The following is a 24,251-nucleotide window of genomic DNA, read 5'->3' as shown; positions in this document are numbered from 1 at the left end:
ATGATGAGTAAGCAACCTCAACTAAATCGCAGTAAACTACCGCTTTCAGGTCGTATCGTGATGTTTTTTATTCGTCACATACAACACGCAATGGCGAGTATGGGCGAACTATGGCGCAATCCGGTATCATCAATTATGACCATGGCAGTATTGGGCGTTAGCTTAAGCTTACCGGCAGCCTTGCAAGTGTTAGTCAAAAATGCCGAAACCATTACCGAGTCGTGGAACAGCGCGGCTGAGATCTCACTGTTTATTGATGAAGGGCGCAGTGAAACCGCTATTCAAAGTTTGATAACACGCCTTAATGTTTATCCTGAGATCAGCAACGTTAATTACATTAATCGCGATCAAGCCTTAGAAGAGTTTCAGCGTCTATCAGGTTTTGGCGAAGCCTTATCTTATTTAGATTCTAATCCATTACCTGCAGTGGTGATGGTTACCCCAAGTGTGAAGTACTCAAGCCCTGCTGGTGCACGTGAGTTACTGCGCAAACTCGAGCAAGAACCGGAAGTGAGTTTTGGCCGTTTAGATATCGAATGGCTAGAGCGATTACAGGCTGTTGTTAAGTTACTTGAACGCACTGTATTAGCTATTGCAGCGCTGTTGGTATTAGCAGTGGTATTGGTGATTGGTAACACCATACGGTTAGCCATTATGAATCGCCGCACCGAGATTGAAGTAATGAAGCTAGTTGGCGCAACTGAAGCTTTTATTCAGCGGCCATTTCTATACACAGGTATTTGGTATGGGGTGATCGGCGGCTTCTTAGCTTGGGTGATCATTAATTTATTAGTCTGGTATTTAGACTCGGCATTAGCTGAGCTGCTTGGTCTATATGGTAGTAGTTTACAAATGGAGTCGCTGACAATTGCAGAGCTTGGCCAGTTAGTATTGTTGGCCTCGTTTTTGGGCTGGTTAGGTTCATACCTTTCTGTACGCCAGCATTTGAGAGCAATAGAACCGTCATAATAGCGGGTTAGACTCAATAATACGTATTTGCTTAAAAGATGAACTTTGTTTCATTTGCGTTGCCTATCACTAGGTGTAATATTTTGTTGGCAGTGATTTGCAGCAAAATTTGGCTAGGCTTAGTGCATATTGATACATATTAGATAAGTACGATGGTTGACATATTTTGTCATTTAGTCGATAGTTCACTGTCCATTTCAGTAATGAATGGTTCGTTTAGCAGTTTTTAGCAAGACCTTTGTAAGAAAGTAGTAGGAGCGTAAATGACAGATCAAGCGCAATCAATGGCACTAATGGTTCCCCAAAGTAGCGGCAGCCTCGAGTCTTATGTTCATTCAGCACACAACATTCCAATGTTGGAAGCTGATACAGAATATGAGCTGGCGAAGCGTCTGCAAGAAACGGGTGATCTACAGGCTGCAAAGCAGTTGATTATGTCGCACCTACGTTTTGTGGTTCACGTAGCTAAAGGCTACTCAGGTTATGGCCTGCCACAAGCTGACTTAATTCAAGAAGGTAATATCGGCTTGATGAAAGCGGTTAAGCGTTTCGACCCAGATGTGGGCGTACGTTTGGTATCGTTTGCTGTACATTGGATTAAAGCTGAAATTCACGAATATGTACTGAAAAACTGGCGCATTGTTAAAGTCGCGACCACTAAAGCGCAGCGTAAGTTGTTCTTTAACCTTCGTAAAGCTAAGAAGCGTTTAGGCTGGTTTAGCGATAGTGAAGTCGGTATGGTTGCTGACAGTCTTGGCGTATCAAAAGCCGATGTGACTGAAATGGAATCACGTATGGCGGCGCAAGACCCTGCATTTGATCTTGCGAGCGACAACGATGATGAACAAGATTATGCACCAATGCATTATCTTGAAGATCATTCCTCAGATTTAGCGTCTCAAGTTGAAAACGACAACTGGGAACAAAATAATCAAGCGCGTTTGCTATCTGCTATCAAGACTCTTGATGAGCGCAGCCAGCACATTCTTAAAGCGCGTTGGTTAGATGAAGACAAAACCACATTGCAAGACTTAGCAGCCACTTACCAAGTGTCAGCAGAGCGAATTAGGCAATTGGAAAAGAATGCAATGAACAAGCTTAAAGGCTGTATGGAAGCCTAATTTTCATTGTTTGCCCTAATCGCTTAGCGATAATTAAAACCTGCTTCTAGCAGGTTTTTTTATGTCTGGAACATTTATGCCTAAAGCCCATGGACGGAAAGCTTTTGGCTTTATGTCTGGAACATTTATGCCCAAAGCCCATGGATGGAAAGCTTGGGTTTTATGTCTGGAACATTTATGCCCAAAGCCCATGGATGGAAAGCTTGGGGCGTTATGTCTGGAACATTTATGTCAGAAACGCTCCCTCCAGGCTTGTAGGGAAGTCTGCACATATGCTGGCTGCGGGCCATTGCAGCCAAAGATGCTGAGAAGTTAGTTTGATGCTTCAGTTTTCAGACTAAGACCTTGCTAAGCTTATTTGCAACGATAAGTTAGTGGTGATAAGTTAACCGCCAACCTATTAGGTTATGAATAAAATTCATGCTGTTAGGGATTAATTGGGTCTGCTTTTTAGGTAAATTAGCGAAGTAAAAAGTCATCAAAATATAGGGAAAATTAGATGAACGAAGTGACATCAGGAAGTGGCGATGCAAGTAAGAGTAATGCCAAAATAGTCTACATCTTATACTTGGTAGCCTTGGTTTTTGGTATTACCGGTATCGTGGGTGTGGTTATGGCTTACATCAACAAAAGTACCGCACCTGAATGGCTGCAGTCTCACTATCAATATCAAATCAGAACATTCTGGATAGGCGGCTTATTTATGTTTGTTGGCGCGCTACTGTCAATTATTCTCATCGGTTGGTTTGTGCTGTTATTTTGGGTCGTTTGGCTGGTTGTTCGCTCCATTAAAGGTATCCAAGCACTTGATGCTGGGCAGCCAATTGAGAATCCAAAAGCTTGGTTATTTAACTAAGTTAAATAACGGTAACTTTTTTAATCAAACTTCGTTTGATAAAAATCATGAGCTTCCAGCTCACACTCGGCCAAGAGGGGGTCAACAGCTACCCCCTCTTGGATCTCCCCGCCGCCCCTTACGAAGTTGTAGATCCTCATACTCCAATAAAAATTGCCTAACGGCTCAGATGGGACATCCATGTCCCTCCGAGCCTGAACCATCATCCATGATGGTTCCACGGCATTTTCATCTGCGTACTTCGGCAACTCCGATGGGGAACCAGTGTTTCCTGTACGTTGATTAGCGACTTGTAGACTTGTGCTTTTCTGTTATGAGCACTGATACCTAGTGATTGTGCCTTTCTAACTCAGTGCAGATACAGTTGAGGCCATCGGAAACATGGATGTTTTCGCTGAGCGGTCAGGGATGACGTAAAGCGTGCCTCAGAAGTGTCTGCACATACGCCTGCCGCAGGCAATTAGTTATCTCTGGTGAAGGTCGTAACTAATGGTGAGATTAGATGCTGAAATAGAAAAAGTTAAGTTGCTGTGTTTTACCTACAAATTAGACGTGTCTAACAAGTACCTGAACATATACAGACTATTGGAACAACAAGAGTTATATATTTAAAAGAAGGAAATACTGAGAGACTAGCTCCCAGTATTTTTTATAATAATACCCATTAAGCTAATTTCTGTGGGATTAGCCTACTTACCGCCTGTTTTTAGCAGTTTAATTACTCGAATAAATCGTTCTAACGCGATCATAAGTAGTACAAATAATTCTGTATATTCACGCATTTTTTTTCTCCTATATGTTTGCTATATTGATATTAAGTCGAGGCATATAAAGTGTCAAACCACATAAGGTGTTGAAAATAAAGGGTTTTAAGTGTCTGCTGGCCGATGTTTAAAATTTGCTGGCATCTTTGACAATCTTGCTGGCATTTACTGGCCATAAAAAAATTATTTTTTTGAAAAATACGTAAAATAGCGCTTTGGTAGTGGTTTTATGTTCATTTAGGAGAAAAATTGACTTACTGGTAAATAAACTTAATTCCTTACACTAGATATTTTGGCGTTTCAATGGGAGGCTAAATTTTACCTGGATTTAAGTAAAAACATTGTTAAACTTTAACTCTAACAGCCTCAATAACCTGTTTGCGTACAACCTTAATCCCTGTACTACTCACTTCTGGCCAAGGGTAATAACACCTTGGGCGCTTAAAGCGGGCGATCTTGTCGGCGAGAAACTCGGTTAATTCTGCTTCCGAAGGTTGGTTAGCTGAATCATTAGCTAGCTTAAGAATGGCTGCTGGTAAGTGACCAAACTTGGTATCAGCTTCAGGGAATACTATGGCATCTGCGATTAATGGATGCAGTTTTAAGGCGGCTTCAATCTCTTCTGGTTGGATGTTCTCGCCGCCGCTGATAAACATGTTATCGGCGCGGCCATCAATACAAAGGTTGCCGTTTGCATCGAGGTGACCTAAATCTTTGGTGTAGAACCAGCCGCTGTCATTTAATGGCAGGTTAAAGCCATCTTTGGCTAAATAGCCTAAAAACAGACACTCGCCCTTAACCCATATTTCATTACCTACAATTTTAAGCTCGCGGCCCGATAAAGTCTTACCACTTGAGCCATCACTAAGTGCTGGACCAGTGGTGATCTGTGAGCCCATCTCTGTCATGCCATAGCTGGTATAGGCTTTGATGCCGTACTTGGCTACTTCTGCCAATAGGTCTCCAGATATTGCGCCGCCGCCAAGAAGCATCGCTTTAACTTGAGATAAGCAGTTGTTATCTGTAGCGCCGGTGGCAAGCAGTTGCTGTAGTTGCGCGCTGACTAGCGACAAATGGCTGACTCTATCGCGAACAACTTGTGTGGCCAGAGTTTGCGTCTTGTCTTCAAATACAACACAAGCGCCAGCTAAGGCGCAGCGGTTAAGTATCGCTAAGCCGCCGATGTGAAAGAGGGGTAAGGATAATAACCAGCTGTCATTAGCATTAAGGCTAATCTGCTCGCCTGAGCCGGCGGCGCTAGCGATATGATTTGTTAAGCTATGAGCTGCAGCTTTTGGCGTGCCGCTGCTGCCAGAGGTTAGGATTGCATTAACAGCCCGTGTAGGGTCAATTAGCTCTGCTTTGCCGCTACTTCGTAGAGTTAAATCAACATTTATGCCGCTAATATTTGGCTGCGATTCGAGTAATTGCTTAAGTTCTGCAGCTTGCTCTGGCTCCAGCCAATAGTTGTGGTATTGATGAGTGTGGATTAGTTCAATGATTTGCTGCGGCGCAAAGCGCGGTGAGATCGGGCAAAACACTATGCCACTATCAACACAGGCCCAGTAGAGTGTTAGTTGTTCGGGATTGTTATGACTTATGCAAGCAAGGCGATCACCTGCTTTTAAGCCTTGTGCGGCGAGTTGCTGACTTAGCGAGATAACGTGCTGACTTAAAGTTTGATAATTTACGGCCTTGCCATCAACTCGATAAGCCGGAGCTGCAGCATTGCTTGTTGCCTGTTGATGAACAGGTGAAAGTATCAGTGGTGCCGTGTTTATCATCTCAATGGGTCGCTGTTAGGTATATTTAACGCAGGTGATTAAGCTTAGATCATCAAGCTGCAAGCAAAGGCTTTTACCTGAGCTTGCTAATAGATCTTGGCTAAAGGCGCTAAGGGTATCAATCCCTGGGATTTCATCGGGAGTAATAATCGTCGCTAAGCGGCTTAAGGCCTCAATTCCTAAACTTGCCTCTAAGCTTGAGCTAAGAATGCAGCGCACGCCGTGCTCAGTAGCTGTCTCAATCAATTGCTGCAATTTTTCAATGCTGCCAAGCAGCATAGGTTTGATGATTAACGCGGTGAGTCCCGTTTGCATTTCAAATTGATAGTCGCTGCTATTTAGCGATTCATCGAGCGCCCATGGCATCTCTACCGCCTGATAAAACGCTTGGTTGTCATCAGGATTTTGGCAAGGTTCCTCAATGTACTCAATGCTAGTAATTGGTAGGCAAGCAGCGAATTCGATGGCTTGCTCTAGGCTAAAACCTCGATTGGCATCTAATCGCAGTTTGAGATCCGGCCGAATAGCCAAAATTTGATGAATGAGCTTAATTTCGTCTTCAAGCGAGTCTTGGGCAACTTTGACTTTTACTGAGTGGACATTACAGGCGAGTGCGCTGACACGCTCGCTTATAGCTGACAATGGCTCGTCTGCCGCGCGGTAGATAAGTGGCACGCTTCGCGGCGCAATAGAGTGTCCATCAAGCTTACCGTTTAGTTTTGCGTGCAATAGGCTTAGGCCAAAAGAGGCCGAAGGTAGACTTGTTTCGAAATCCAATAATGCGTCAGCTGGTTGCCGTAATAACGACGGTAAAGCTGCAGTGAGTTGTTGCTGTACTTGTTCAAGCGACTCTTGACTAAAGCCTGTAATGCTTTGTTTTGCATTATCAGTACCTGACAATGGAGATATCTCAACAGATACTTGGTACTCATTATCACCTTGGATTGCGGTTGCAGTTAACACAAGGCCGCTGCGCTGCTCAATACGCTGTTTGCCAACAGGTAATGGCTTGGCTAAATCGATAGTAAATTGATGCAGACTCAATTGGGTAAGAGTTAATGGCGTTAATTGCTGTTGCGTCGTTGTCATTGGCTTGCCTGCATTATTTTGTGGGTTTAGTTATTAGAATTATCGATTTTAACTGCAAAAAGTTGTTGTAACTTAATCGCAAATTGCTTTGGTGCGGCTAAGTGTACGTTGTGACCGCTAGCTTCAATAGTGTGTAGCATTATGCTTTGTTGTTGCTGCCAACGGTTCGCTAATGCCATAAATTTACTATCTTGATGGCCTGCAATAAAGTGCACTTTAATGTCTAATTGCCCAGGAATATCCCAAAGATCATCTTGCTCGGCTAACGACGTTGCTTGATAGCAGTTTGCCAGCGCGAATGGGTTATTACTGGAGCGTTTCGTGACTAAAGCATTTTGCTCTACAGGCGTGAGATCGCTAAAAACAGCTTGTTGATACCAAAGCGTTAGAAACTCGCTAATCGGCATGGTGCTAAGTTTATCCGCCCATGCTGCATCATTTTGTTTGCGAGCAATTTTGTCTGCTTGGCTTTGCAGCCCAGGGTGGCAAGACTCTAGCACTAAACTCAATAATTGCTCTGGGTATAACTTGGCAATATGCAAGGCTATGCGGCCACCAAGTGAGTAGCCAACTAGGTGGTAGCGATGCACATTAAGTGTTGTTAGAGTCGCCGTTATCAGCTCTGCGCAGCGCTTGAAGCCGGGTGTTGGCAGCACTTGTTCTGCCAATTGCTGCTGATTATCACCGTGACCGGGAAGATCGATGCTGATGCAGTGAAAATCATTTTTTAGCTGCTCAGTTATGTCTTGCCAATCTTGTTGGCTGCCTAAAAAGCCGTGAAGAAACACCACGGTTGGCGCGCCAACTTTGCCTGCACTACGGTAATTCAGCATTAGTGCTGCTTTACCCAGCTAGCTATTTGGGCTATCTGGTCACTAGCCTGATTTTGGCTAACAGTGACCTCAATGACCGATGGGCCAGCATAAGTCATCGCATATTCGTAGGACTCAATAAAGTCATCTATCGAGTCGACTTGATTATAAGCGAGGCCAAACATGGCAGCACCAAAGCCAAATTCAAGTCCGTGAGACAAACGATAGTAGTCTGTGCGGAGCTGCTCGTTAGGTACTGGTAACAAGTTAAAGATATTGCCGCCATCATTATTGAGAATAACAATCACCAGTGGGCTAGTGACACTGCGTGCTATCGCAAGTGAGTTTAGGTCGTGTAAGGCCGAGATATCACCAATAATCAGGGTTGTTGGTTTTGCCTCAGCCACTGCTACACCACAAGCCGTTGCAAGTAGGCCGTCGATGCCCGATGCCCCACGGTTGGTAAACACGCTTGCACTTGATGGTGTGATTGGGGCAAACATATCGTAAAGCCTTACAGGTAAACTATTACCAATAAATAGCTGGTGATTGTCGCTTTGGCGTTTAGCAATGGCTCTAATTGTTTGCGCCTCACCAAACTCTGCATTATCAATTTGCTGTTGGTATAGGGTTTCTAACTCATCATTAAACTGCACTAGATTGAGTGCCCAATTCGCTTGCGATGATCTTGGCCATGACAGAGCTGCAAATTTATGTGCGGGTGCTAGCCATACTTGTTTTGGCTTATGGCTTGGGTCTAGTCTCTGTTGCTGTGGTAATACTTGCCAGTAATCTTTCCAGTTCTGCTCACTCAAGTAGTTGATTAAGCGCTTTGATAGAATACGTCCGCCAAACACGATCACCTTTTCTGCTTGGGCTAGTAGCGCTTTAGCTTTCGGTTGCTGCAAGAGTTGGTCTATGTTGCCAATAGCACCTGGATGCTGGCGAAGCTGCGACTGAGCATCTGTGACAATCGGCCAACCTAGTTTTTGGGCCAGCTGGATCAGCTCACTACTTTGCTGCTCTGGTGCAAGCGTTGCTGCGACAATTACCCCTTTACCATGCACAAAGCGAGCAAGCGCATCAGCCGTTGGCATAATGCCGGTATCCATTGAGGCAAATTGATTGTAAGGCGCAGCTTGTTGTTGCCAGTTTGCAATTGGTGCTAGGTAGCGAGAAAAGTCGGCGATAGGTTCGTTTGGATACAGCGGCTCACGATACATACAGTTGATATGCACAGGTTGAACCTGATTGCACACCGCATCATCTAACAAGCTTAATAACGCCTGAGGTGCGATATTAATATCCGGCGTGGGTAAGTTTATTTGTTTGGCATATTGCGCAAAAATTGCTGGTTGGATAATCGCCTGGTTGGCGCCGCAATCAATTAGCTCAGGTGGTCTATCACCAGATAATACAATTAATGGTACATGGGTTAACCATGCTTCAATGATGGCTGGGTAAAGATTGGCTACAGCTGTACCCGATGTAGTGATAATGGCCACAGGAGCTTGGCTTGCTTTGGCTAATCCAAGTGCCATAAAGCCGAGTCCACGCTCGTCAAAATGCAGATGCTGACTAAGCTTAGTTTGTTTTGCTGCGGCTAAAGTCAGTGGGGTTGAGCGAGAGCCTGGTGCCATACAGACGTGCTTTATTCCTAAGCGAGCCAGTTCTTCTAAAATTAATGAGCCCCAAAGCAGGTTGAGTTCAGCTGTATTTTCAGTTTGCATAAATCATTACCATATCATTGATAGCCTTAGTTTAACTTGCTTTAAGCTAAAGGAGTATGATCACTCTAGAGTTTTATTCATAGGCTGAAAGCACTCGAGCAAAAGAAACAAGATTAGATTTTTCAACTTAATACCTATTAATGGGTATAGGTGTGATTTGTGTGGCAAAAATGTATACTTTTCAGTGTTATACTGTGTATACAATATATAAGAACTAGACAGATTGTAGGCAGTACACGGATGCGCAAAGAACTTTCTAAGTTAGATTACTTTACCCTTAAAGTTTTTGTTGGTTTGGTTGAGTTTAAAAACGGCTCGGTTGTCGCAAAGAAACTTGATACCACACAGCCTAAGGTCAGTCGTGCGTTGAGCACTATACGGGAAGTTATTCAGGACGAACTATTTATCAGACGGCAATATGGCGTAGAGCCTAATGTCATGGCTGATAAGTTGTACCCCATAGCGAAAAATATTGTTCAAGGTTACGAAGCTATGGCAGAGGTCACTAAATACTTACCAGAAAAAAATCAGCTGGTCATTGCAGCACAAGAGCATTTAGCTGGATTTTTGGTTGATTCAATTACCGAGGTATGTGAGCAGCAAGGCATTAACATGTCAGTAAGTATCCAACCTTGGAGTGATAATGTTCAAGAGTTACTGGCACAAGGTAAGATTGATTACGCGATTACTGTTAACTCAAAACCTTCTGAATCAGTAAAAAATGTCAAAATTGGTGATGTCCGTTATTATTTCTTAGCCGCTAAAAAAGGCCATCAATTTTTTGAACAAGATTTGACTTTAAAAGGGCTACTCGAAAATAAACTGGTTTTCATCAACTATTCTAAGGTCGGGCTGAGTGAGCACTGGTGTGAAACCTATGCAAAAGAGCATGCTTTAGATATGAAAGTTAGTTTTAAAACGACGAGTTTAGCTATGGCACTAAATCACGTTGCAAAGAGTGATGATATCTGCTGGACGGCTTCTATATTCTCGTATTTGTATTTCAATAGCCGCACTGATATCGACTATATAGATGTAACAAGTTTCTATGAGAACACTCTTTTTCCTGATGGTAACTCAACTAAATACGACTACTTTTTGCAATACCATCAGACCCATGAAGATGACTTTTCGAAGTCATTATCTAAGTTATTGGCTGAAAAATTAGCTATTGCTCAAGAGCTGTATGAGCAGAATAAACAAATTCATCTTTGCAAATAAACTGACCTAAAAAGAGTGTTAACACACTCTTTTTTTTATTGCTTTTCCATTTATTAATGTAGAAATAACTCAACTAAATCCCTTACCTCAGAAGACAACCAGCGAAGATTTGGATCTTTATTGTTATCACTATAAACCAGATATAGGTTTGGTTCTTTAACCTGCATATATAGACGCTCTGACTCTACATCTGAAAGGCGGCAAACATGTAAATCTTGACTATTATTTATCATGGTGAAAATAGAGCTATATGGCAGTAAAGCTATTCCTTGGCTAGATCGTAGGTATTCGAATAAACCCGTTAATCCAGTTAGGTTCATTTCAGTAGTTAGTTTTATATGTTGTGTTTGGCAATACTCTTGGAAAGGGCTAGGTTCTAGCTCACTTTGGCCAATATTGCTATTAATAAACGGGTACTTAGCAATAGATTCTAGGTTGATGTCTTCCTTTAAAATAGGATGATCATTCTGACAAACTAAAAATATTTTATTGAGCTTTTTTAATGGGATGGCATTAAGAGAGTCATCAGTATCTTTGATGCTATCGAGCATTTTACTGCAGCAAAGCCCTAAGTCGACTTCTCCGCTGATAATGTCGTGGATAGAGTGCTTTGTCCAAGATGAGATGTTAAAGCTGATGTCTTTACCTGCATTTTTGATTGCATTGAGTAAAACCTTGGGGAAAGGATACGAAATTAAATCTGGGGCAGCCATCTCGAAATGATGTGTAGGATTGAGCTCATGCATACCATTTAATTTCTGCAAATTCTTCGAGCACTCTATGATTTCTTTAGCGATAGGGTATATCTGACTAGCAAATTCATTTGGCACTAAACCATGTTTCTTTCTAATGAAAAGCTCATTACCAAAGACTTCTCTTGCGTGTTTTAAGCAACGACTAATTTTGGGAGCAGGAACATTAAGCTTATGGGAGACAAAAGTTGCAGACTTATTCTCATATAAATTGACTAGAATATTAATGCTTAATAAATCTAGGTCGCTAAAACTTATATCTCTCATATTAAATACCTCTTAAGTGGTAAGTATCAAATTCGATAATAACCAATTTGTAATTTTTTATACTAGTTTATTTCAATTGCTTTTTAAAATTGATGCGTAGGTCACTTAATAAGTTATTCTCATATTAAATATAGAATATGTAAATTGGACATACCTCTTTATCTACGACACATGTAGCTTAGTTATTAGGCTTACCTCCAAAGGAATTTATTTGGTGTCAAAAAGCTACATTTTGTGTATTTTTGGTTAAAAATGCTTCGGATGTGTTGTTTTTTGCTCGGGAACTGTATGTTTTGATCTGTTTCTTGTAATTGCTCAAAGCGTTTAAGATTTTCATTAAATTAAATTTTGGAATTTAGACATTCCATTTTTGTATTTTTAGATTATTGATTTTATTAATTAGAGAGTCTTTTAGTTTTAGTGATTAATAATCTGGTTGTATGGTAATAATTGATTTGAATCAATGTTTGGATGTATCTAAGTAACAATACTGGATGTGCGTTAAATATAGTTTAAATAAATGAAGTGTAAGTTTGGAGGTCGTTATGAGTGCATCTGTAATTTTTAGTTATGCTTTCATGTATTTTGTATTGTTTCTTGTTGTTCCATTTGTTTTAGTGACATTTACAATGACATGTATAAAGTTTTTCAAAGGAAATGAGTTCGTTAATTCAAGTATTAAATTAAAAGCTAACACGCTAACCAATCAACCTATTAGCTTCGTAAATAAGTTAAATACTTTGGCTAAGGACAAATATAATGTTCTTTATGGTACAACATTAGATAGTCTTTGCGATGTTGATAAAGATGATAAAGAGCAAGATGCTCATAGTTACTTACAAGCCTGCCATCTTGACTATGTATTAGTGGATAATCAATCGTCAGCAGTCAAACTCGTTATCACTGACCCTCAGCATAACTCAGACGAGAATAATCGTTTTATCGATGCAACACTGGCAAAGATGGGCGTTAAAGTCCTCCACCTTGCTAAGAATGATTGCGATGTTAATTTGATTAAAAACTCTCTAGTCGCATAGTTTCACCGGTGCTGATATTTAAATATCAGCACCCAAATTCCAGCTCTCTTTTATTTTATCACTTAGTAATGTGAGGACGCTTCATGTCCAGACTATTCAAATATTCAGCTCCAGTGTTAATGAGCATTCTTCTCGTAGTTGCAGCATCAACCGTTTCTATCCAGGCGATCGCAGCAGAATTTAAAATTAATGAAAACAAACAATGCATTATGTGCCACAAGCGCAATGGAGTAATGCAAGGCGTTCACGCCAACAATGCTTTGGATATCAGCTGTCAGGATTGCCATGGTGAGAAAGAGGGACACCCAAGAAAAGCCTCAAACTTAGTGGGATTTGGTGAAAAGTCTGCTGCAGATGCAAATACGCAAACTCAGCGTTGTTTAGCTTGTCACGACCATGACGTTTTAGCACAAGATGATTGGAGCCATGATGTTCACTCAAATAAAGTGAATTGTGCTAGTTGCCATTTATTGCACCCTAATAAAGACCCAATAGTTGGGGTTTCTGAGAAAGAGCGCAGTGAGTTATGCAGCAGTTGCCATGTGGCTAAGTAATTGGGGAATTAAATATGTCTAACTCTAGAAGATTATTTTTAAAAGGCGCTTGTGCTGCTGTTGTAGGAGCTTCTGGCTTTACTATTGCGACTGCAAAAGATCAAGCGGGATCTAAAGTAGAACAATCCTGTAAATATGCCCTGGTTCACGATGAAACAAAATGTATAGGTTGTGATGCTTGCTCTATCGCTTGTCGTGAAGTTAATCAGGTTCCTGAAGGCGTTAGTCGTCTTGAAATTGAACGAGAAGGCCCCTTTGGTGAGTATCCTGATCAGTATTTTCGTTTCACTCGAAAATCTTGCCAGCAGTGTGATGACACTCCTTGCGTTAAGGTATGCCCTACTGGTGCAGCTTACAAAGATCCCAAAACAGGTATTGTATGTGTAGATGAGTGGAAGTGTGTTGGATGTCAGTACTGTATCGCCGCTTGTCCTTATCAAATTCGATTTATTCACCCTGTGACCAAAGCAGCCGATAAGTGTGATTTCTGTAAAGAAACTCGTCTTAAAGAAGGCCTACTACCTGCTTGCGTCGATGCTTGCCCAACGAAGGCATTAACTTTTGGAGACATTAGTGACCCCGAGTCGCAAGTTGTTCAAGTTTTAAAGTCTGCTCCAAGCTATAGAACTAAAACAGACTTGGGTACTAGACCGAAAGTGTTCCGTATCGCAGCTAAAGGTGGGGAGATAAATCTATGAGTCCATTCCATTTTGACAGTTTAGTTTGGCCTTGGCCTATTGCTATCTATCTATTTCTTGCTGGTATCTCTGCAGGCGCTATCTGTTTTGCAGTACTGCTTAAACATTTTAAGTTAGGCCGCGATGCCTATAAATCTGGATTTGTGCAGGCTGCCTGCTTGATTGCACCTTTAGCGGTATTTGCTGGTCTTGGTATTTTAGTAATAGATCTTACTAAGCCATTCGATTTTTGGAAAATATTGGTGTTTTATAACCCAACATCGGTGATGTCTGTTGGTGTTGCAGTATTGATGGTTTATCAAGTTGCACTTTTTGCTTGGTTAGCATGCGTGTTCAAAACCCCTGTGCTCAACTGGTGTAATGGCCGCTGGCCTATTGTGAGTAAAATCTTTAATGCGATAGCTAAGCATGAAGCTACGATTACAGGCCTACTCGTTATGCTCGCACTGTCTTTAGGTGCTTATACGGGCTTCCTATTATCAGCATTGACTACGTATCCAATGCTGAATAACCCGGTGTTACCGTTATTATTCTTGATTTCAGGTCTATCTTCTGGAGCTGCGGGAACCTTATTAGGTGGTGTGTTATTAAATGGTAATCCTGATGGTAAGGAAGTGCATTTTATCCACAATATTGAGATCCCAATTATTTTGCTGGAGATCGTGCTGTTATTCACTTTCTTCGCGGGGCTTATTTTAACTGGAGGTCAAAGTCAGGTGGCTGCATTAGCTGCAATTGGCGAAGGTTTCTGGGGATGGATCTTCTGGGCTGGAGTGGTAGTGGTAGGTTTAAGTATGCCACTTGCATTCAACCTGTTTATGAAGGCGTCAGCCAAGCGCAAGTTCTCATACGTGGCGGTTACAGCGAGCTGCAGCTTAGTGGGAGTGTTGTTGCTACGTAATTTTATTCTCTATACAGGTCAAATGACGATTGCATAACTATTAAATGAGGGTTTAACAATGCTTAAAGTTTTAGGTCTAACTGTTTTATTAAGCTTTTCTGCCGCCGCGACAGCCGCATCTGTTGCAGATACTCATACTGAAATGGCTGGATGTGAGTCTTGTCATGCTGATGGTGCCCCATCGTCAGATATGGCTTTTGAAAATGAGGCATGCATTACCTGTCATGGTTCTTTGAAAGAATTAGAAGGCGAAATGCATACTCAGCATGATGGAATTATTACTTGTAGTGACTGTCATGTAGTACATGAAGAAGCCTCGGCCAATGATAGTTGTGCGAATTGCCACTAACCTTAACGTTAGTCTTAACACGAGCGCCTAGTTTACTCGGTTTAGTATAGAGACTTTGTTTTAATATTCTTGCTCTTAGAATAAGTTTTTTACCGCTCAACCTAAATTGCCACTCTATTCAAAGGGTGGCTTTTTATTTTGCTGCTCCATTGCAATATTACGCATTTGAATTAGCTCACTGTGGCGCAGGTAAAAAAGCTCGGCAGTACGACGAATAATTTGGTCTTCATATTGGCAAAGATGTCCATCAGCGTAGGCGAGTTTCCACATTGCTAAAATGAGTTGTTGTTTTTGTTCAACATCGAAGTTGTCGTTAATTGCTTGGGTAAACTCGTATAAAGACGTGGACTTTTGCTGTGACTTTTTGGCGTCGTTTATTAAATTCTCAACGTCGCTAACGTCAAGGTTTAGTGTAGTGGTTAGCAAAGTTGGGAGTAATTTAGCCTCGTTTTCCGACATGCTTTCGTCTGCCATCACAACTTCTATCAGCAAGCTCGCAGCAGCAAGGTTTAAGTGCTCTGCGCGTTCTTCATCAGATAATGGTGTATCTGGGTTACCAAAAAACTGTTTTAGTTTTGCCAGCATATAAGGCTCCTAAATCGGTGAGCTTGATTGATGTCTATGCTATTTAGAGCATTTTTTGATAGTAGAGTTCCGCTACGTATCAATCAGTATAAGATGTTGTGCGGCTGAGGGTGTTTTTAAGCACATTAATTTCAGCTGGTGGAGCGAGCTTTTCACTGTAGCGTTTATACCAATCAGTATAAACATTTAGTCACTCAGCGAGAGTTTAGCGGTTTTGAGGCAAGGCAACGAGTGAAGAGCATCGTTGCTCTACGTTCAAGCTCCTTCTTGTTGATTAAGAGCCACAGCATCAGAATCGCTAAAACTCGCCATTCTGGAGCGTTTTTGGCTGCCTACTTCTACGTTGAATAGCTTGATAAGGGAATAACCATTATTGCAGCTATTCGTCTTGAATTAGTTTGCCAAAAACCGCTCTGAGTAGATCAAATTCTTATACTGATTGGTATTATAGGTGATTTGTGAGTTTTAGATATAAGACCATCGAAGCAGAGCTCGCAATGGCCTTGTATTGTTAACTATCAACTGCAAAGTTTAAAGCTATAGGATTGAGCTTAGACCTTTCATTAGCATGTCTGATGTACCTGCACTGCCGTTGGTATCTAAATAGCCTTTGACGATATCAATCATAGGCGCTGCTAGCTCTTTAGAGATCCCCAGCTTTTCGAAAGCATCATAAACCATAGCACCACCTTGTAGTGACTCCCCTAGACCGCCAGCTTTTGAAAGCAGTCCTGACATGCCAGAGTCACCATCGAGTTCTGGCACTGCACCTAGTAGTCCGTCAACACCAGGAATAGAGTCTGCAATTGAGCTAAAGTCATTACTGCCTAGAGAACTTTGTGCAAGTGATAATAGGCTACCTAAACCACCTTCAGCTTGAGTTTGGCTTAAACCTAGCTGCGACATAACACTACCAACAAGATCAGAAGACTCACCTTGTTCAGTTTGTTGTTTTTTGCTGTCGGTCGTTTGACCAAGTTGATCTAAAATTCCTGCGCTAGCTGGAGCGGTTAATAGGGCGCTTATGGCAAGCAAACATGCAGTGGTAAGTTTCATCGCGGCTATCCTTAGTAGTTTATATATTGTCTAGTCTAGCGTTTTTAACAATCTGTTTGCATTTTTTTTGTGTTCAGCGGTTAACTAATTGGTGATTTCAATTGTGCATTCACTTATAAACTTGGGTATCCTTAGCGCTAACTCATGAAATTGAATTTTATCTTTTGGAAAGCCCTATGCCACTGTCAGACATATTGACTCAAGCTTTTAACTTTTTTAAGAATAATATTAGTCAGTTAGCATTTTTGTTTGTGCCAATTTTGTTTGTGCAAGTTGGCATACAATTATGGTTAAGTTTAGAGATCAGTTCAGCTGATCTAGAAAATCCGCAATTTGGCACTAGCCATATGGTTGCTATGATGGCGCTGTTGTTGGTGTTTTCGTTTTTGATTGCTGCATTGACGCTATTTTTAGAAATTCGTTCTCAAGGTCATAGCCCAAGTAACGGTATGATCTTAAAAACCAGCTTTAACTTTGTGCCAGCCTTGCTACTTGCTGGTGTGTTCTCTGGTCTTGCGGTATTAGCGCCAGTATTTGTTCTAATGGCTGTGAACCCTATGCTAGGTGTGATTGGTTTAGTGGCATCGGTTTACCTATTTGCACGGCTTGCTTTCGTCAACTTCATGGTGGTTGTTGAAAGGTTGACCCCTATGGAAGCCATTAAGCGTAGCTTTAGTTTTAGTGGGCCGATTGCATTTAAAACCATGGCCATTTTCTTACTTTATATTCCACTGTCGTTATTTGGCGGTGTGTTAGCGCAAATTACTGAGCTTGGTGGTATTCCATTGAAGCTAATTGGCGACGTGGCTGTGGCGTTTTTTGGTCTATTCGTTAACGTCGCATTGTTTCGTTTATATATGGTGTCACGCCCAACTCCTACAACGCCTGGCAACGTTGAAACTGAAGAGGAATAACTAGCATTAAAGCTAGTTTTAGTCAGCCTTGTAGCGATTTTTTAATATGTGAGTCGTTACAAGGTTAGCCTGTTTCGTGACAATTGCGGCTGGCTAGGTCGCGATACTATTTAGGTTGTGATTAGAGGTAAAAGTCTTGTTGAACGATATCGAGTTCGTCAATCTGTTTTCAGTTGAATTAGGTGAAGATTACCGCAAGGCCAAAAGTTACGTCAAAGATGTACCAACTCAGGCATTGCTGCATGTACGTAGCTTTAGTCATAAGCTAACTAGCTTGCTTGCTGAACCTAAGCAAATACGCTTTGAAAGCCCCAATTTATACGACCGCATTGAGCAATTGAATCAGCGTCGAGTTATCGACGTTAAAACAACTCGAGCGTTACACAAGCTAAGATCTGACGGTAACCGCGGTGCTCATCCAGAAAAATATCACCTGACACCAGAGCAATTACAGCAATTAAGTGAACGCTCCATTAAGCAGCTTTTGGCATTGGTAGAATCTTTATTTACTGGTGTTACCAAGCAAGATAAACCAGAATTCTATTTTGAAGAGCCAGACTCCTTAGCCGGCCGCGATCTCTGCTATCGCGCGGTTATGGAGCGTGATCCTGAGTCACAATATTTGGTGGGCATGGCGCTAAAGACCAGAGCATTAATGCAACGCGAGCAAGAACTCGCATTGCAAGGCAGTGGTGAAGATGCAGTTGAAGATCGTTCGACTGCATCACTTAAACAAGCCAGTTACTGGTTTGCACAGGCCCAGAGTAAAGATTTGAATGCTTTGTATGAACATGGCGTATCGCTGATCCATGGCTATAGCGGTGAGACTGATGTGGCGGCAGGTGAGTTAGCCATTGCTAAGGCTGCTGATGCAGGTATCGCCAACGCTATGGCGCTGCTTGGTTATTTCTATCTTGTGGGTACTGAGCAGTTTGCGATAGATCTATCGCTTGCGGAGAAGTTCTTATCTCAAGCGGCCAAGCTTGAACAATCTGAGGCGATGGCTAATCTTGGCGTGCTTTACTACCAACAGCAAGATTTAGTCAAAGCATATAAATATATTAGCCGCGCAGCTAAAGCGGGCTTCCCGCATGCACAATATCATTTGGCTTTAATGCTGGCGCGCGGTGAAGGCTGTGAGCAAGACAGTGTTAAGGGCGCTCACTGGATGGCAGAAGCTGCAGAGCAGGGGCAGCTTGATGCGATGTTCTCGCGGGCACAAAGCATGCTGCACGAAGACTCAGTATTGGGACAAGACCTTACTCAAGCTGAGGCGTATCTGCGCGAAGTGATTAAATACGGCCATAGCGTACCTGCAATGATAGAGCTGAGTATTGCACTTGCTGACGGTATTTTAGGACGTATTGATGTGGTGTCTGCCGCAGCGCTATTAAAGATGGCGCGTGAACGCAGTAATCAGGCTGAGCTTGATGTGTTGTTGCCTTTGTGGCGCTCACTAGCCCAGCAGGTTGATGCAGTATTAGCCGTTACAACCTCTAAAGACGAGCTGGTATCGTTGCATAAAGCGGCTGAGCTATTATCTGAGCCGACTTAGTACAAGGTTCGCGGCAACTTTTGCTACGAATTACCGTGCTTTTTGACCATGATGCAATTTGTTATCGCGAATTATTTTCATGCTAGTTCGCGATTATTGAGCCATCCAATATGCCGCAATGCCATAGCTGCTGGAACTTTCAGTACAGCTTGTGCTATTCATTAGATTAAAGCATCTAAGCCGGAGCGCGGTCTCAAGCTTAGGTCAATCGACCTTGATAATTGTATAATGTATACTCTTTGTTGTTTCGACTTACAGCCGACCAGCAAGGAGCGCATTTGCCACACACTAAACCTGGCCAAGGTAAAATAGCAGCCATAAGCCCGCAATCACAAGAACAGCTATTAAATCAGTTTGCAGAGCGTTATGTTCGTTTAGCGTTAGCGGTCGGCCAGCACGATAGTTATTACGTTGATGCTTACTATGGTCCTGAGCAGTGGCAAAAAGAAACCTACTGGCAACCCATCCCTGAACTACTGCAACTGCAAAAATCTGGTGCAAGTGAGCTTACAGAAATTTTGCATAAAGTGACGGCACAAGAACTGGTAATACGTGGGCGCTTTCTTGAGCAACAGTGGTCATCAATTGGAACCTATCTCAGTATTTTGCAAGGCAGTAAGCTTAGCTTTAGTAGTGAAGCATCTGCTTTGTATGACACCCCAGTTACTGCTAGCCTCTTTGGCAAAGGGGAATTACATCATCAGAAACTATTAGCTGAAATTGATAGATTGGTGCCCGGTGAGGGGGCGCTGTCAGCGCGTTTTAATCAGTTTAAGTCTCAGTTTATAGTCCCCAAAGATAAGGCCGCGGCTGTTTTCAGTGCTGCGGTTGAGATAGCACGAAATATTACTAATTTGCATATGCAGTTACCTACGCATGAGAGCTTTGAGATTGAATATGTAAACGACCAAGTGTGGACCGCCTATAACTGGTACAAAGGTAACTCCCATAGCTTAATTCAGTTGAATCAAGATCAGCCGCTAGGCATTGAGCGGTATTTAGAGCTAGCCTCTCATGAAGGTTATCCCGGACATCACGTATTTAATGTGCTGCAAGAGCAAAAGCTGGTGGGTACTAAACAGTGGCTAGAGTATGCCATCTACCCTCTATATAGCCCGATTTCTTACTTATCAGAGGGGAGTGCCAATTACGCATTAAGTTTGATCATGTCAGATGAAGAGGTACTGTCATTTGAGCGTGACGTATTGATGCCATTGGCAGGGTTAAGTGGTGATTTAGCGCTGTTTCATAAGGTGCTAAAATTAGTCAAACAGCTAACTTATTATGAAAACTACGTTTGTCAGCAGTTAACAGATAATTGTGTCGACTCCGATACCGCTGAGCAGATGTTGGTTGAAGGGGCGTTATATCCTGAGTCGCGGGCAAAGCAGCGGGTGCAGTTTTTTCTGCATAATCGAGCGTATGTGATTAATTACAACGTGGGTGAAGATGCTGTGGCGGCTTGGGTTGAAGCTAGAGCAAACAACCAAGCTGATAAATGGACACGCTTCGAGGCCTTGTTATCTCGGCCTCTTAACGCGTCAGACCTACAGGTTTAATACTGTAGGTCTGGTGGTGTAATTTAACGAGAATTACACTGGCTCATTAGGGTTATGTTCAAATGTGCGACCTTGACGAGGTGCAGTCGATTTAGACTCTTTGAACATGCTCTCTTTGAATGCCGTTTCTTTGAATTGCGACCCTTGAAACTCTTCACTATGAAGCTCTTGGCTAGCTTGCTGCTTTTGAAAGCGTGCAAGTTGACGCTTTAAAAACACGCGACCAAATAAGCTTAATGCGATAAATGTAATTGCGCCAAATAGCAGTAAAAACGGCAGTGCAACCAGCGCTAGCGTCATAAAAGCTAAGCCGATAACGAATGCTAACCAGCCGCGAGTGCCTGAAAATCGGTTTTGCATCGGATTGTGTTGAAATTGGCTATAAATCATATGTTCTCCCAAATATCTTGGTATCAGCTTACACGAATAAGATGAATGTGGACTGAATCATTTGTATCTATTCATGTTGCTTATTGCTACCTGATAACTATCTTGCCGACTATTTACGCTAAGATCACGTTAATAAAGCTTCATCTTACGTACTAAGCCCTATCTTTTATCAGCAGCCAATGCGTTAGCTACGCTCTCACAAATAATTTCTTTTACCCATCGGTGCCCCGGATCATCGCTGTTACGCTCATGCCAAAGTAGGACATAAGCCAGCGGAATAAATTCAAATGGCAATGTTAGCTCCACTAACGGGTAGAGCTTTTGAGCATGCTTGGCAAAACTAGAGGGTAAGGTAAAGATTAGGTCGCTATGGGCACATACGCTAGCTGCGCCATAAAAATCAGGCACTATGGTGCTTAGCTGGCGGTGATGGCCAAGTTCAGCTAAGTGATAGTCTAATGCCCACCAGTCATTACCCTCACAGCGGACCTGCACGTGCGACATATCAAGGTAGATATCTAGATCCCAATGCCCTGCAGTAATGGTAGAAATAATTGGGTGATCTTGGCGTACTAAACATACTTGATGATCAGTAAACAGTGTTTGGTGAGCGATCCCTTCAGGTAAGCGGTCCACTTGAAAAGCAGCTTGTGGATGTAGCTCTCGTCCAGAGATCCCAAAGTCGATCTGACCTTGTTGCAATGCCTGAATAGAATGTTCGTTCCAAACAAAACTCTCTAACTTCAAGTTAGGAGCGCGGTTGAGCAAAGTACCAATAAAATAAGGTATTAAGGTTTCATAGGCGCTTTCAACCATAGCAAAAGCAAACTGGCGAGTACTGTTATGCGCTGTGAAGCTGGGCGGTAAGGTGAGTTGATATAAGCCTTGCAGGCTTTGCGGCAACATTTTACCAAGCTGAACCGCATGGGCTGTGGGTTTTAGTCCGTGGGCGGTGCGTAAAAATAACGGATCACCTAAGGTTTCTCGTAAGCGGTTTAAACTTTTGCTTAAGGCTGATTGGCTTACGTGTAAGCGGCTTGCAGCTCGAGTAACACTCTCTTCCTCTATAAGTACCTGTAAAATAACTAACAAGTTAAGGTCGATGCGGGCTAGATTATCAAGTTTCACAGATATTCCTCAGTGGAAATTCATTATGGAAATAATATCATTTCTGTTCATACCACAGATTGACTACTATAACGCTGTTTTCCAAATACAGAGAAAGATAATGCGCCGCAGTTTGTTACCCATTTTATTGCCCCTGGTGATTTTAAGTCCCCTGGCGATCGATATTTACCTTCCTTCTATGCCTGCGATGGCTGCTGAATTTTCCGTGTCTGCGAGTGAAATTCAATCAACGTTAGTGCTTTTCCTGTTTGCAATGGGTACCGGTCAGTTATTAATTGGTCCGCTTGCCGATCGCTATGGTCGTCGCCCTGTTGCCTTAGGCGGTATTATTTTTTACATCATTAGTAGCGTGCTTGCTGCAATTGCTGCAGAGTTTCATTGGTTACAGATTGCTCGTGTGATGCAAGGCTTGGCGGCATGCTCTACTTCAATTGTGGTGTTTAGTGCGGTAAGAGATTGTTTCTCGCCTAAAGAGGGCGCGCGTTATTACAGTTACTTAAACGGCATGATCTGCATTATTCCAGCGCTTGCACCGACTCTGGGCGGCATGTTAGCACTGCAGTTTGGCTGGCGATCGAATTTCATCTTTATGGCGTTATATGGCTTGCTCGTTCTGGCGCTAGTGGTTTTACGGTTGCCAGAAACTCGTCCACAAAATACGTCAAGTGACGGTCCACTATACCGCTGGGCGCGCTATAAGCCGGTTATTTCTGACCCACACTTTGTGTTCTATGCCCTTGCATGTATGGCGGGGATGGCGGCAATTATTAGCTACGTATCCTACGCTCCAGTTTGGTTGATTGGTCACCTTGGTGTGTCAGAGTTGGTATTTAGCGGCTTATTTGGTTTAAACGCTGCGGTTAATATCATTGCTTGTTTCACTGCACCGCTAGTGATTAAAAAGCTGGGTAACCGACCAACCGTTATAACTGCGCTAGTATTGATGCTGGCCTCTGCATTATCGCAGGTTGCAGTGCAAGTATTTGGTCCTCAAGCAGGACTGCTGGCTGCTTATAGCTACATGCTGCCTATGATGTTGCTTTGTATTGGTTTTGCTTTATTGCTTGGCCCTGCAACCAGCATGGCACTGTCGGCTTTTGGTGAAAGAGCGGGTACTGCAACTGCAATGTTAGGTTTCATTCAAATGAGCGGCGCGTCTTTATTGGCGGCATTAGTGCAGCAAACAAGTTTGCCAGCACCATACGCTGTCGCGCTATTGATGGGCTGTTTGACTAGCCTATTACTCGTGGTAATGGCAATGCCAAAGTTAGATCACTGGCATCAAGAGCAGCACGCTTACTAAGCGTTATCTGCTCTCAATGATTCACCCTAAGCCTGCATAGATTAACCACCTATGTGGGCTTTTTATTATTACCAAGTGGTGTTTCCATATTATTTAAGCTGTTGGTCAGCTAAACTTTGCTGGTCATCAATTGCTATTTTTTAGAGGTTTTGTGTCTCGTCCCAACTGTCCAAATTGTCATTACCCGCACAATGCTTGTTTGTGTGCCAGCATTGAACCTATGCAGGTCAAACCTACGCTGATTATTTTGCAAGACCCCAGTGAAGTTGGGCATGCCAAGAATAGTGTGCGTTTATTAGAGTTGGTTATTAAAGACACCCAAGTCGTTGTTGGTGAGAATGCTGATGATTTTGCTGAGCTTCGTACACAACTCGCGCAGGCTAATAAGCCTGTATATTTAGTTTACCCGTCAGATAGCAGTGTCTGCGCCAATCAGACACAAGTGGAGCAAGATGTAATTCTGCTATTTCTTGACGGCACTTGGCGTAAAGCTTACAAGTTGTTGCAGTTAAATCCTTGGCTGCAAGCTTATCCCGCGCTGCACCTTGATTTAGATTCAGCCTCTAATTATACCATTCGTAAAGCAAGTCGCAGCGACAGCTTATCAACATTAGAAGCTGCGGCTATGATGCTAAAAGCGATTGATGATAATCACAATGTCACGCCATTAACTAATGCATTAAATGCTATGGTTGAGCAGCGATTAGCCTCTATGCCTGCAGAGGTAAGAGCGAGATATCGTTAGTTTTTAAAGCTGATATTTTTAGTGGTAATAAGCCAATAAAATGGCCTAGCTCGAGTGCAAATATTGATGTGTGCTTTTGTGATTTAGAATGGTTTTTCCTAGAAGAAATCTC

At 42.5% G+C, this 24,251-nt stretch carries 23 protein-coding genes; 14 read left to right on the top strand and 9 right to left on the bottom strand.

Annotation, left to right across the window (positions count from 1 at the left end; all coding sequences use genetic code 11):
- Positions 1-3: 3 nt before the first annotated feature.
- From ftsX to L2740_RS06175, 3 genes are all read left to right on the top strand, one after another.
- Positions 4-969, top strand: a complete 966-nt coding sequence (gene ftsX / locus L2740_RS06185; protein WP_248949227.1) for a permease-like cell division protein FtsX — start codon at positions 4-6, stop codon at positions 967-969.
- Between the two features lie 263 nt (positions 970-1,232).
- A complete protein-coding gene (gene rpoH / locus L2740_RS06180; RefSeq protein WP_248472213.1) occupies positions 1,233-2,090 on the top strand; it encodes an RNA polymerase sigma factor RpoH in 858 nt (285 codons plus the stop codon).
- Positions 2,091-2,589: 499 nt separating this feature from the next.
- Entirely contained in the window at positions 2,590-2,946 is a 357-nt protein-coding gene (locus L2740_RS06175; protein WP_248949226.1) for a DUF4870 family protein, read from the top strand.
- Positions 2,947-4,054: 1,108 nt separating this feature from the next.
- Here the strand turns inward: L2740_RS06175 and menE are convergent.
- The 4 genes from menE to menD are packed head-to-tail and all read right to left on the bottom strand — an operon-like array spanning position 4,055 to position 9,125.
- Entirely contained in the window at positions 4,055-5,494 is a 1,440-nt protein-coding gene (gene menE, locus L2740_RS06170; RefSeq protein ID WP_248949225.1) for an o-succinylbenzoate--CoA ligase, read from the bottom strand.
- 15 nt (positions 5,495-5,509) lie between these two features.
- Positions 5,510-6,583, bottom strand: coding sequence for an o-succinylbenzoate synthase (gene menC / locus L2740_RS06165; RefSeq protein WP_248949224.1), 1,074 nt, complete (start codon positions 6,581-6,583; stop codon positions 5,510-5,512).
- A 26-nt stretch (positions 6,584-6,609) separates the two neighbouring features.
- Positions 6,610-7,416 (bottom strand): 2-succinyl-6-hydroxy-2,4-cyclohexadiene-1-carboxylate synthase, encoded by an 807-nt coding sequence (menH, locus tag L2740_RS06160; RefSeq protein WP_248949223.1) that lies wholly within the window; start codon positions 7,414-7,416, stop codon positions 6,610-6,612.
- On the bottom strand, positions 7,416-9,125 hold the full coding sequence (menD, locus tag L2740_RS06155) for a 2-succinyl-5-enolpyruvyl-6-hydroxy-3-cyclohexene-1-carboxylic-acid synthase (RefSeq protein ID WP_248949222.1): 1,710 nt from the start codon (positions 9,123-9,125) through the stop codon (positions 7,416-7,418). Before menD ends, menH begins: the two co-directional genes overlap by 1 nt.
- A gap of 240 nt (positions 9,126-9,365) precedes the next feature.
- On the opposite strand from menD, the gene L2740_RS06150 reads away from it, so the two are divergent.
- The gene (locus L2740_RS06150; protein ID WP_248949221.1) at positions 9,366-10,346 is read left to right on the top strand and encodes a LysR family transcriptional regulator; all 981 of its coding nucleotides are present in this window, start codon (positions 9,366-9,368) and stop codon (positions 10,344-10,346) included.
- 53 nt (positions 10,347-10,399) lie between these two features.
- Here the strand turns inward: L2740_RS06150 and L2740_RS06145 are convergent, their stop codons facing one another.
- Positions 10,400-11,365 (bottom strand): LysR family transcriptional regulator, encoded by a 966-nt coding sequence (locus L2740_RS06145; RefSeq protein ID WP_248949220.1) that lies wholly within the window; start codon positions 11,363-11,365, stop codon positions 10,400-10,402.
- Between the two features lie 545 nt (positions 11,366-11,910).
- On the opposite strand from L2740_RS06145, the gene L2740_RS06140 reads away from it, so the two are divergent.
- From L2740_RS06140 to L2740_RS06120, 5 genes are all read left to right on the top strand, one after another.
- Positions 11,911-12,402, top strand: a complete 492-nt coding sequence (locus L2740_RS06140; protein ID WP_248472204.1) for a PDDEXK family nuclease — start codon at positions 11,911-11,913, stop codon at positions 12,400-12,402.
- An 83-nt stretch (positions 12,403-12,485) separates the two neighbouring features.
- Positions 12,486-12,956: a multiheme c-type cytochrome gene (locus L2740_RS06135; protein ID WP_248949219.1), complete on the top strand. Its 471-nt coding sequence runs from the start codon at positions 12,486-12,488 to the stop codon at positions 12,954-12,956.
- A gap of 14 nt (positions 12,957-12,970) precedes the next feature.
- On the top strand, positions 12,971-13,654 hold the full coding sequence (locus tag L2740_RS06130; protein ID WP_248472202.1) for a 4Fe-4S dicluster domain-containing protein: 684 nt from the start codon (positions 12,971-12,973) through the stop codon (positions 13,652-13,654).
- Complete coding sequence (gene nrfD, locus L2740_RS06125; RefSeq protein ID WP_248949218.1) at positions 13,651-14,592, top strand: cytochrome c nitrite reductase subunit NrfD; 942 nt, start codon at positions 13,651-13,653, stop codon at positions 14,590-14,592. The genes L2740_RS06130 and nrfD overlap by 4 nt, the downstream gene beginning before the upstream one ends.
- A gap of 21 nt (positions 14,593-14,613) precedes the next feature.
- Complete coding sequence (locus L2740_RS06120) at positions 14,614-14,904, top strand: cytochrome c3 family protein (RefSeq protein ID WP_248949217.1); 291 nt, start codon at positions 14,614-14,616, stop codon at positions 14,902-14,904.
- 114 nt (positions 14,905-15,018) lie between these two features.
- On the opposite strand, the gene L2740_RS06115 is transcribed toward L2740_RS06120, so the two are convergent.
- Together L2740_RS06115 and L2740_RS06110 are read right to left on the bottom strand one after the other, a co-directional pair.
- Positions 15,019-15,489: a tellurite resistance TerB family protein gene (locus tag L2740_RS06115; protein ID WP_248949216.1), complete on the bottom strand. Its 471-nt coding sequence runs from the start codon at positions 15,487-15,489 to the stop codon at positions 15,019-15,021.
- A 537-nt stretch (positions 15,490-16,026) separates the two neighbouring features.
- On the bottom strand, positions 16,027-16,545 hold the full coding sequence (locus tag L2740_RS06110) for a DUF2780 domain-containing protein (RefSeq protein WP_248949215.1): 519 nt from the start codon (positions 16,543-16,545) through the stop codon (positions 16,027-16,029).
- A gap of 176 nt (positions 16,546-16,721) precedes the next feature.
- On the opposite strand from L2740_RS06110, the gene L2740_RS06105 reads away from it, so the two are divergent.
- The 3 genes from L2740_RS06105 to L2740_RS06095 all read left to right on the top strand — a co-directional run bounded on the left by L2740_RS06105 (position 16,722) and on the right by L2740_RS06095 (position 20,573).
- Positions 16,722-17,459, top strand: a complete 738-nt coding sequence (locus L2740_RS06105) for a hypothetical protein (protein ID WP_248949214.1) — start codon at positions 16,722-16,724, stop codon at positions 17,457-17,459.
- A 136-nt stretch (positions 17,460-17,595) separates the two neighbouring features.
- Positions 17,596-19,014: a DUF4145 domain-containing protein gene (locus L2740_RS06100; RefSeq protein WP_248949213.1), complete on the top strand. Its 1,419-nt coding sequence runs from the start codon at positions 17,596-17,598 to the stop codon at positions 19,012-19,014.
- Between the two features lie 278 nt (positions 19,015-19,292).
- Positions 19,293-20,573 carry a hypothetical protein gene (locus tag L2740_RS06095; protein WP_248949212.1) on the top strand — a complete coding sequence of 427 codons (1,281 nt, stop codon included), beginning with the start codon at positions 19,293-19,295 and terminating at the stop codon, positions 20,571-20,573.
- 33 nt (positions 20,574-20,606) lie between these two features.
- Here L2740_RS06095 and L2740_RS06090 read toward each other — a convergent pair whose 3' ends face one another.
- Together L2740_RS06090 and L2740_RS06085 are read right to left on the bottom strand one after the other, a co-directional pair.
- Positions 20,607-20,963 carry a hypothetical protein gene (locus L2740_RS06090; protein WP_248949211.1) on the bottom strand — a complete coding sequence of 119 codons (357 nt, stop codon included), beginning with the start codon at positions 20,961-20,963 and terminating at the stop codon, positions 20,607-20,609.
- Between the two features lie 159 nt (positions 20,964-21,122).
- Positions 21,123-22,091: a LysR substrate-binding domain-containing protein gene (locus L2740_RS06085; RefSeq protein WP_248949210.1), complete on the bottom strand. Its 969-nt coding sequence runs from the start codon at positions 22,089-22,091 to the stop codon at positions 21,123-21,125.
- Between the two features lie 100 nt (positions 22,092-22,191).
- Here L2740_RS06085 and L2740_RS06080 point away from each other — a divergent pair, with 100 nt between their 5' ends.
- Positions 22,192-23,394 carry a multidrug effflux MFS transporter gene (locus L2740_RS06080; protein ID WP_248949209.1) on the top strand — a complete coding sequence of 401 codons (1,203 nt, stop codon included), beginning with the start codon at positions 22,192-22,194 and terminating at the stop codon, positions 23,392-23,394.
- Between the two features lie 151 nt (positions 23,395-23,545).
- A complete protein-coding gene (locus L2740_RS06075) occupies positions 23,546-24,139 on the top strand; it encodes a tRNA-uridine aminocarboxypropyltransferase (RefSeq protein WP_248949208.1) in 594 nt (197 codons plus the stop codon).
- Positions 24,140-24,251: the final 112 nt, after the last annotated feature.

Source organism: Shewanella pneumatophori (assembly GCF_023283895.1).
In the GTDB taxonomy this organism is placed as follows: Bacteria; Pseudomonadota; Gammaproteobacteria; order Enterobacterales; family Shewanellaceae; genus Shewanella; species Shewanella pneumatophori.
This window is presented reverse-complemented; position numbering and strand designations above follow the sequence as displayed.

Coding starts and splice junctions, on each gene's coding strand:
- L2740_RS06135 (WP_248949219.1), top strand. CDS start 12,486: ATGTCCAGACTATTCAAATATTCAGCTCCAGTGTTAATGAGCATTCTT.
- L2740_RS06140 (WP_248472204.1), top strand. CDS start 11,911: ATGAGTGCATCTGTAATTTTTAGTTATGCTTTCATGTATTTTGTATTG.
- L2740_RS06090 (WP_248949211.1), bottom strand. CDS start 20,963: ATGATTTATAGCCAATTTCAACACAATCCGATGCAAAACCGATTTTCA.
- menC (WP_248949224.1), bottom strand. CDS start 6,583: ATGACAACGACGCAACAGCAATTAACGCCATTAACTCTTACCCAATTG.
- rpoH (WP_248472213.1), top strand. CDS start 1,233: ATGACAGATCAAGCGCAATCAATGGCACTAATGGTTCCCCAAAGTAGC.
- menH (WP_248949223.1), bottom strand. CDS start 7,416: ATGCTGAATTACCGTAGTGCAGGCAAAGTTGGCGCGCCAACCGTGGTG.
- L2740_RS06145 (WP_248949220.1), bottom strand. CDS start 11,365: ATGAGAGATATAAGTTTTAGCGACCTAGATTTATTAAGCATTAATATT.
- L2740_RS06080 (WP_248949209.1), top strand. CDS start 22,192: ATGCGCCGCAGTTTGTTACCCATTTTATTGCCCCTGGTGATTTTAAGT.
- nrfD (WP_248949218.1), top strand. CDS start 13,651: ATGAGTCCATTCCATTTTGACAGTTTAGTTTGGCCTTGGCCTATTGCT.
- ftsX (WP_248949227.1), top strand. CDS start 4: ATGAGTAAGCAACCTCAACTAAATCGCAGTAAACTACCGCTTTCAGGT.
- L2740_RS06120 (WP_248949217.1), top strand. CDS start 14,614: ATGCTTAAAGTTTTAGGTCTAACTGTTTTATTAAGCTTTTCTGCCGCC.
- L2740_RS06150 (WP_248949221.1), top strand. CDS start 9,366: ATGCGCAAAGAACTTTCTAAGTTAGATTACTTTACCCTTAAAGTTTTT.
- L2740_RS06105 (WP_248949214.1), top strand. CDS start 16,722: ATGCCACTGTCAGACATATTGACTCAAGCTTTTAACTTTTTTAAGAAT.
- menD (WP_248949222.1), bottom strand. CDS start 9,125: ATGCAAACTGAAAATACAGCTGAACTCAACCTGCTTTGGGGCTCATTA.
- L2740_RS06115 (WP_248949216.1), bottom strand. CDS start 15,489: ATGCTGGCAAAACTAAAACAGTTTTTTGGTAACCCAGATACACCATTA.
- L2740_RS06110 (WP_248949215.1), bottom strand. CDS start 16,545: ATGAAACTTACCACTGCATGTTTGCTTGCCATAAGCGCCCTATTAACC.
- menE (WP_248949225.1), bottom strand. CDS start 5,494: ATGATAAACACGGCACCACTGATACTTTCACCTGTTCATCAACAGGCA.
- L2740_RS06130 (WP_248472202.1), top strand. CDS start 12,971: ATGTCTAACTCTAGAAGATTATTTTTAAAAGGCGCTTGTGCTGCTGTT.
- L2740_RS06175 (WP_248949226.1), top strand. CDS start 2,590: ATGAACGAAGTGACATCAGGAAGTGGCGATGCAAGTAAGAGTAATGCC.